The sequence below is a fragment of the Streptomyces sp. NPDC005574 genome (genome assembly GCF_040605435.1).
Taxonomy (GTDB): domain Bacteria; phylum Actinomycetota; class Actinomycetes; order Streptomycetales; family Streptomycetaceae; genus Streptomyces.
Genome location: NZ_JBEXCW010000176.1, coordinates 1 through 7,923 on the forward strand (window position 1 = coordinate 1; position 7,923 = coordinate 7,923).

Here is a 7,923-nt window from a genome sequence, read left to right on the forward strand (position 1 = left end):
GGGAGGGCATACCGGTAGCCCGGTGCACCGTCGAGCGGCTGATGCGCGAGCTGGGCCTGCAGGGTGCCGTCCGGGGCAAGAAGCACCGCACCACCGTGCCCGATCCGACCGCCACCCGGCCGGCCGATCTGGTGAAACGCCGGTTCGACCGGCCCTCGCCAAACCGGTTGTGGGTCACCGACTTCACCTACGTGGCCACCGCGTCCGGCACCGCCTACGTGGCGTTCGTCATCGACGTCTACGCCCGCCGAATCATCGGCTGGGCGGCGGCCGGCCACATGCGCACCACCCTGGTCCTGGACGCCCTGGAGATGGCCGTCGCCGCCCGCTTCCGCGCCGGCACCTCCGACCTCACCGGCCTGGTCCACCACAGCGACGCCGGATCTCAATACCTTGCCATTCGCTACACCGACCATCTGCAGGAGGCCGGGATCGCCCCGTCCGTCGGCACGGTCGGCGACGCGCTGGACAACGCCCTCGCCGAGAGCACGATCGGCCTGTTCAAGACCGAGGTCATCAAGCCGAACGGTCCGTGGCAGTCCCTGACCGACGTCGAGATCGCCACCCTGACCTGGGTCGACTGGTACAACAACCGGCGTCTGCACACCGCCTGCGACGACCTCACCCCCACCGAGGCCGAACAGGCCCACTACGATCACCACCGCGACCCCGCCCGGGCCGCTCATCCAACAAACTGAGTCTCCGGACACGCCGGGGCGGTTCAGTCCTTTGCGAGCAGGACCTTCTGCGCACCCGCCTGCACCCGACGGGTGCGCAGCCCGTCCTGAAAGCGCGCCGGCCACGTGCGCACCCCCGTGGCTGCGCACGCGTCTGCGCAGTGGAAGGCCGTGCCGAGTGCGCAACGCTGTGACCTGCCGTGGTGGGGCCCGTGGTGGGGCCCGTGGTGCAAGGCCGTCAGCGCCTGGTCGGGGTGGTGGTGGGGGGCGTGGTGGGGGTCGCGGTCGCTGTGCGCAGTCCACCACTGGTCTCACGCGCACCGTGTGAAGCGTGCTGCGCAGCAGCGGGTTAGATGGACGTCATGGTCTGGACGCTCCCGGAGCCGATGCTCACCGCCCCCGTACCCGGATCCGACCTGCCGCCCGGACACGCGGCAGAGCCGAAGTGGGACGGCTACCGCGCCCAGCTCGCCCGATGGTCCAACGGACGGATCCTGCTGCGCTCACGCCGCGGCACCGACATGACCCCCGCCTTCCCCGAGATCCGCGCCAGCGCCGCGCAGCTGCCCGACAACACCGCCCTCGACGGCGAACTGGTCGTCTGGGACGCCTCCGGCCGACTCGCTTTCGAGCGGCTCAACGGTCGCCTGACGCGCCGCAGCCCCGGCGCCGGGCGGCTCGCCTCACAGTGGCCGGCGCACTTCGTGGCTTTCGACCTGCTGCGTCTGCACAACACCGACCTCACCCCCTGGCCCTACCACCGGCGTAGGGCAGCTCTTGAGGAACTCTTCACGGGACAGAAGCTGAGCGGGGCGCTCGCACTGTGTCCGTCGACCACCGACCCCGACACCGCACGCCAATGGCTCGACTGGACCGCCGCCGGCCTTGAAGGTCTCGTCTTCAAGCACCTCCAAGCGCCATACCGCCCCGGAACACGGGGATGGAGCAAGTACAAAGTCCGGATCACCACCGAGGCCATCGTCGGCGCCGTCACCGGTACTCTCGCCGCGCCACGGACCCTGCTGCTCGGCCGGTACGACGACACCGGCCGGCTTCAGTACATAGGACGCACGTCCACCCTCTCCGCCACCACGGCCGCGAACGTCACGCCGCACCTCTCCCCCGTACACGGCAAACACCCGTGGCGCGGCTGGACGTTCTCGGCGGGATGGGGCACCCACGAAAAGCTGGACCCGATCCTCGTGCAACCCAGACCGGTCGCCGAAGTCGCCGTCGACGTCGCACGCGACACGGCCGGCCGCTGGCGCCACCCCGTCAAACTCCAACGCATCCGCACCGACCTCAAGCCAGACGACATTCCTCAGTTCACCGGCTCCGCCTCTGAGGCGCGGCGCCAGGCGCCTACCGGGTGAGCACCTGGCGGGTGCAACTGAGCTGAGACCGAGGCGGGCCCTACCACGCGAAAGCCTCGGTCCGGAGGATCCCGGACCGAGGCTGGAGTGGTGTGCTCAGTGCGTCAGGAGCTTGACTAGGGTGAGCCGGTCTTCTGCGGTCATGTGACTTCGAAGAATGCGGTTGATGGCTTGCGGGTTCTTCCAGGGGAGCGCTGCAGGTGCATCGTCCTCTGCGGGGACCGGCGCCTCAGGGGTGATAACTGAGTTATCACCCCGTGGTTCGGTCTTCTGAGGTGTCACAGCGGCCGGAGTGATAACTGAGTTATCACCTGCAGGTTCCAGAGCGCGGCGCCTGGGAGCACGCTGCTTCTTCTTGTCCGCGTCGGCGGCTGCGCGGCGGTCTGCTTCCTGCCGCTGCCGCTCCGGTGGGACTTTCGCTAGATTCCGGAGGTGGGAGACGTTGCGTCGGCCTGCCTCCAGGTCTGCTTGGAGGTCCGGGGTGAGAGCGAGTAGAGACAGCTTCTGGCTGATCAGAGGCTGGCTCATTCCGAGTCGTTTCGCCGCCTGGTGCTGCGAACCGTAGAACTCTACGAGCCCTTGGAGGGCCTGGGCTTCCTCAAGTTCGGTCAGGCCCTTGCGCTGGGCGTTGGCAATGAATGCTGCTTCGAGCAGGCTTTCGTCCGTGCTGGCGAACTCGTTGGCGAGCATGACCTTGACGGTGGACAGTCCGGCCTCGCGTGCAGCCTTCAGTCGACGGTTACCGTCGACAACGACGTACTTCGCTCCATCTTCAAGATCGGGCCGCCGGTGGGGGCGGCTCTCCAGGTAGGCCTCTGTGGTCGAGATGGTGATGGCGACGATCTGTCCAACCTCACCGAGGCTTGCGACCAGGTCGCTGACATCCCCGAGTTCATCGCGGGGGTTGTCGGGGTTGAAGCTGACTTCTGCGGTCGGTACGGCGGTGGGGTCTGCGGTGGCCAGCGGCGGGAGCGGGTCGCCGGCCACGGCGGCAATCGCCCGCCCGCGACTGCTCTGCGGGCCGCCGAACGCCGGGGCGCCTACTCGCTCCGCTGCCTTGCGGCTGCTGCTCACAGGATCTCCCTGGTGATACGGCGGATGACTTTGGCCTGTTGGGACGTTGGGGCGTAGGACACCAGGGCTCGCTTATTCCTGACAGCTTCGCGCTGGTCTTTGAGACGCCCTATGACGCCGACGACGCGGGGTTCTTTGAGTTCCTTCCAGGCTTCGAGAGAGGACGTGATGACGTAGCCGTCGCGAGCGTCGTAGAGGTTGACGATCAGTCCGAGGTGGTCGACCTGGATACGCCAGTCCGTTTGCCCCGATTCGATCTGGTCGAGCAGCAGTGCGAAAGCGTCAGCGGAGGAGTCCTCTGCTTGGACGGGAATGAGGACCCCCGAGTTGCCGGGTGCCTCATCTTCTCGCCGGCGCCCGTAGTAGATCGCAGCGTCCATGCCGACACCGAGGCTGGGTGGGCAGTCCACGACGATGACGTCGTAGTCGGCTTCCAGTGGCTCCAAGGCGCGTTCGAGTGTCGCTTGGCGGTTGCGGTCTGTTGAGATCATGATGTCGAGGAGGAAGGCGTCTGCGCAGGCGGGCAGGAGGTGCAGTCGTCCGGCGAAGCGCTTGTCGTCCAGCTTGACGATGAGGTCTCGGACCGATCCGGTGCGTACGGTGCCGGCCATGTATTTGGCCAGGCTGGGATCGTCGATGCCGATCGTCGGCGCTCCGAGTTGCTTGGTCAAGTGCCCTTGTGGGTCGTAGTCCACGAGCAGGACGCGTAGACCGAGGCCGGGGTGGATTTCGTCTTTCTGTAGCAGCTCTTCGGCTTCGCCGGGGAGATCGCTGTCTGCCACTTCGTCGTCGGACTGCAGAGCTACCGCCTCAGCTGCGACGGGGACTTGCAGTGCGGAGTCTTCAGCGCAGGCGCCCGCGATGCCCGCGGCGATTGCGGTCTTGCCAACGCCTCCCTTCTGGTTGCACAGCACGAAACGTCGTACGTACGGCTGGGCGGCGGGCGCAGAATGCTCGCGCAGCCAGAGTTCGATGGCCTGGGCGAGTCCTTGTACGAGCGGAATTCCCCGGTCTGCGCATGTCTGCTTCAGCTCGGACCACTGGCCGTGGGGGAGCCAACTCGACCAGGCGACGCCGCCAGTGGTGTCCACTGACGACAGTTCTTCGCCTGAGGTGCGCCACATCTCGATACCCTGAGACACGGCGTCTTGGATGTCTACGCCCAGCTGAGCTGCGCGAACCTTTAGATCGTGACGTAGCTGCGATGGCAGCTTGGAGACAACCTTCTCCCTGTCTCCGGACGGGCTTGAGGTAACCATGAGGTGAGCTTACTAACCTGCGGGCAGGGCGTGGTGAACTGGTGTCACTTCGGCGTGGCAGCGGTCGAACCTGCTGGGGGGTGATAACTGAGTTATCACTCGGCCCATTCGATGGATGGTTGCTGCCGGTTGGTCCCGTGAGTGTATGAAGTGGCCTCTGTCGTCCGTACTGTGACCTGGACGGTAGAGGCCACGGGTCCAGCGGCGTTCTCGCCGCGGGGAAGCTCCGAGACTCCTTCGTGGATCTGATCGCTCGGGAGCGGTCTGCCGTCCGCTTGCCCTATTGATCTTGGACTGGAGTCGAATCGTCCCTGAACGCAAAAATGCCCCTGGGCTCCGCGAAGGGTCGCGGAGCCAGGGGCCGTTGAGGGCCAGACGCTCAGGCAGCCCCAACTTCGGGGTCGCCCAGGTCAGGGTCAGGCAGTCCGGCGGTAGCGGTCAGGGTGCCGGTATGGCGTCGTGGGTCCGGCCGTCCAAGAGCCGGCCAGCTGTCTGTTTGCCGACGCGGCGCATGCGGGCCGCGTCCTGCGGGGCGTTGGCGTCCGGTTTGCTGCAGGTGCACCCGTCGCCGGCGTCGATGAAGCTGATGGTGCCCCGTTCGTATTCAGGACTGTCGGGTGCGAAGGCGCCCCATTGCTTGAAGAAGAACGACACCCGCTCCTGCTCACACTGATCGCGCAGCGAACACGCCCAGTTTGGGTGCATTGCGCGGGCACCGCGCCCGGACTCTCCTCCGGCGATCACCCAGTGCAGCGCTTGGATGTGCCCACCGTCGCAGCCGGAGTCGGCGCAGTCACTGCACGCCTCACCGTGGGTCTCTCCCAGGCAGCAGCCGCACGGCTGAGACGCGTAGTCCGCGAACCAGATGGGGCCGAGGAGTGGCTCGCAGGACAGGAACCGCACCGCGGCCGGAGTCTCCAGTAGTGCTGGGATGCGGATGTCAGCCCACTTCTGGTTCTCGACCGAGACTCCCAACCAGATGTTGGCCGGCGCAGTAGCGGCGCGTGCTCGGGCGGCCTTCGCTGCGGGGCTGTTCCGCATCGCCTCCGTGGGGCAGTCATCGAACTTCGCCGCGTACTCCCGCCTCAGGGCTTCGCGCTGCTGGACGAAGTTCCGCATCCTGGCGTGCCGCTTGGTCAGCACCTGGAACGTGTGCTGCGGGTTGGCCTCCATGACGTCGAACACGTGGTTGAGGACGAGGTCGGGGACGTCCTGGTGGAACAGGTCGGACATGGAGTTGACGAAGACGCGGGCGGGCTTCTTCCACCGGTAAGGCTGATTGACGCGGTCCTCGTGCAGGGTGACGTCGAACCCGTTCGGGAACGCCTTTGACCCGGCGAAGCGGTGGGCGACGGTCTCGGCGTAGCAGTGGTCGCAGCCGGGGCTGACTTTGGTGCAGCCGGTGACGGGGTTCCAGGTGCGATCGGTCCACTCGATCTTGGTGTTGTCAGCCACGGTCGGTCTCGCCTTCGTGTGCGGGGTGGGTGTAGCGGATGGGTTTGTCGAGGCTGCGGGCGTAGTGGATTTCGGCGCGGGTGGAGTCGCCGATGTAGCCGTCGGGGTTGACGATGAGGACTTCGTCGGCGAGGTCGATCTTGTGGCGGTGCAGGTCGTCCAGTTGCTGCTTGAGCCGGGCGGCTTGGGCGGGGTACTCCCACAGCGGGTGCGGCTGCTTCATGTTGCAGCCGGGGGCCAGCACGATGCGGCCGGCCGCGGTCTCATACAGGACGGCTTCGGCGAGCTGCTCCCAGTAGGCGGTGGAGCCGCACAGCACGACGATGGCGGGTCGCGATACGGCGGGCGTGGTGGTGTGAGGCACAGGGTTCCTTCCAGATCAACGAGGGGCGGCCGGGGCGGCCGAACACGCAGTCGACGGCCGCCCCGGGCGATTGAGGGGCTGGGACAGGTCGCGGGCGGGTGGGTCAGTTGTCGGCGCTGGTGAGGCGGATCGGCATGAGGGCGTAGCGCAGGTCGTGGTCGTCGCTGTCGTTGCCGCGCAGGATGGCGGGCTTGGTGGGGGAGGTGAGGTGGATGTCGACGGCGTCGGTGGTGAAGGCGTTCAGGGTTCACTGCTCTGCCGGGCGATCACGCCGATCCAGTCGGGTCCGAGGCGGCCGACCAACCTCTTACGCAGTGCGGCGCGTTCAGGAGCGGTGGTGGCGGCCCACACGTTGGTACGAGTCAGTGCCGGGTGGGCGAGCGCCCATCGCATGCAGGCCGCAGCAGCGGGGCAGGCGCGGCAGGCGGCTTTGGCCTGCCGGATCCGGTCCGCTGCGGTGAGATCACTGACCTCACCCCGGTCGACGTCGAACGCTTGCGGGGTGCGTCGGCATGCGGTCGGAGTCGCGGGTACGGGGAACGGAATGCGCGGGTCGTGGTGGTCGACGGCGTAGCTCATGGGGGTCTCCAATCGAGGTCAGGCGTGGGCGTTGTCGCGTCGGCATTTGGGCTGCAGGTCGGAGGCGAGCCTGCCGAGGCGCGCTTCCGCGGGATGGGCGGTAAGCCAGTCCTCGGCGCACGTTTTGTGCACGGGCTCGCTGTGGTGGGAGCGCATCGGTGTGGGCTTGTCGCACAGGGCGCAGGGCAGGTTCTGCCAGCGGTCGAAGTGCCGGCCGTCGCGCCAGTCCAGAAGGCCGCGGGGGCCGGGATCAGTCCCGGTTCGAACAGCTGCTTCTTGCGGGCTCGGCCGTTCACGCGAGGGGCAGGTGGGTGCCCGGGCGGCCGGGACGGCGTCCGTGGACCGTGGGCGTGTAGGCGTCGTGACGGGTCGCGAGGTAGCCGGGGGGCTGCTCGCGGGTTTTGACGCGGTACATGGCCATGTCCGCGCCGCGCAGGAGTCGGGCGGGGCCGGCCGCGTCGGGCAGGTCGGCGGCGCGGGCGGTGCCGATGGACACGGCGGGGCGCAGGGTGTGTCCGTCGTGGTCGATGGGTCGGGCCAGCAGTTCGTGCAGCGCCGCGATCTCGCGGGCTGTGGTGGCGGGGGGCAGCAGGGCGGCCGCGCCGAATTCGTCGCCGCCCAGGCGTGCGGCGAGCCCGCTACGGGCGGTGGCCCACGTGCCGAGGCGCCGCCCGAGGGCGGCGATCAGGGCGTCGCCGGCGGCGTGTCCGAGGGTGTCGTTGACGGTTTTGAGTCCGTTTTCCTGGACTAACTCTGGTGGCGTTTGAGGCGCCGTGATGGAGACCTCCACCCTCTCTGTCAACGTAGGTCGAGCCAGGCATACTGGATGATTCATTGAGTCGAGGGCGGAGAAAGAGTAGTGCCCCAGGTGGCCAGCACCAATGACCACGAGGCCCCGGATCCGCAGGTGGAACCCCGTTCGGCCGGACCGCGCCGGTACACAGTGGAGTACAAGGCGAGGATCCTGGCCGAGTACGAGACGCTCGACCGGCAGGGCAAGGGTGCCCTGCTCCGCAGGGAGGGCCTGTACTCGTCGCTGATCACGCACTGGCGGCAGCAGCGGGATCAGGGGGCGAAGGCGGCACTCGCGGCGCCGGCGGGGCGGCCGAAGGCCGACCCGCGGGACAAGGAGATCGCCCGGC

At 67.7% G+C, this 7,923-nt stretch carries 8 protein-coding genes and 1 pseudogene; 3 read left to right on the plus strand and 6 right to left on the minus strand.

What is annotated here, in order from left to right; translation table 11 throughout:
- The coding region (locus ABZT03_RS42035; RefSeq protein WP_356049321.1) for an IS3 family transposase at window positions 1-698 on the plus strand (698 nt) is incomplete at its 5' end.
- 341 nt (window positions 699-1,039) lie between these two features.
- A complete protein-coding gene (locus ABZT03_RS42040) occupies window positions 1,040-2,050 on the plus strand; it encodes an ATP-dependent DNA ligase (protein WP_356049323.1) in 1,011 nt (336 codons plus the stop codon).
- 96 nt (window positions 2,051-2,146) lie between these two features.
- Here ABZT03_RS42040 and ABZT03_RS42045 read toward each other — a convergent pair whose 3' ends face one another.
- The 6 genes from ABZT03_RS42045 to ABZT03_RS42070 all read right to left on the minus strand — a co-directional run bounded on the left by ABZT03_RS42045 (window position 2,147) and on the right by ABZT03_RS42070 (window position 7,571).
- Window positions 2,147-3,124, minus strand: coding sequence for a ParB/RepB/Spo0J family partition protein (locus tag ABZT03_RS42045; RefSeq protein WP_356049324.1), 978 nt, complete (start codon window positions 3,122-3,124; stop codon window positions 2,147-2,149).
- Complete coding sequence (locus ABZT03_RS42050) at window positions 3,121-4,383, minus strand: ParA family protein (protein ID WP_356049325.1); 1,263 nt, start codon at window positions 4,381-4,383, stop codon at window positions 3,121-3,123. Before ABZT03_RS42050 ends, ABZT03_RS42045 begins: the two co-directional genes overlap by 4 nt.
- A gap of 438 nt (window positions 4,384-4,821) precedes the next feature.
- A complete protein-coding gene (locus tag ABZT03_RS42055) occupies window positions 4,822-5,838 on the minus strand; it encodes a phage Gp37/Gp68 family protein (RefSeq protein WP_356049327.1) in 1,017 nt (338 codons plus the stop codon).
- Complete coding sequence (locus ABZT03_RS42060) at window positions 5,831-6,202, minus strand: hypothetical protein (protein ID WP_356049329.1); 372 nt, start codon at window positions 6,200-6,202, stop codon at window positions 5,831-5,833. The genes ABZT03_RS42055 and ABZT03_RS42060 overlap by 8 nt, the downstream gene beginning before the upstream one ends.
- A gap of 240 nt (window positions 6,203-6,442) precedes the next feature.
- Window positions 6,443-6,781 (minus strand): WhiB family transcriptional regulator, encoded by a 339-nt coding sequence (locus ABZT03_RS42065; protein WP_356049331.1) that lies wholly within the window; start codon window positions 6,779-6,781, stop codon window positions 6,443-6,445.
- 292 nt (window positions 6,782-7,073) lie between these two features.
- Entirely contained in the window at window positions 7,074-7,571 is a 498-nt protein-coding gene (locus ABZT03_RS42070; RefSeq protein ID WP_356049333.1) for a GGDEF domain-containing protein, read from the minus strand.
- A gap of 78 nt (window positions 7,572-7,649) precedes the next feature.
- On the opposite strand from ABZT03_RS42070, the pseudogene ABZT03_RS42075 reads away from it, so the two are divergent.
- Window positions 7,650-7,923: pseudogene (locus ABZT03_RS42075) on the plus strand (hypothetical protein); the annotation flags it as partial.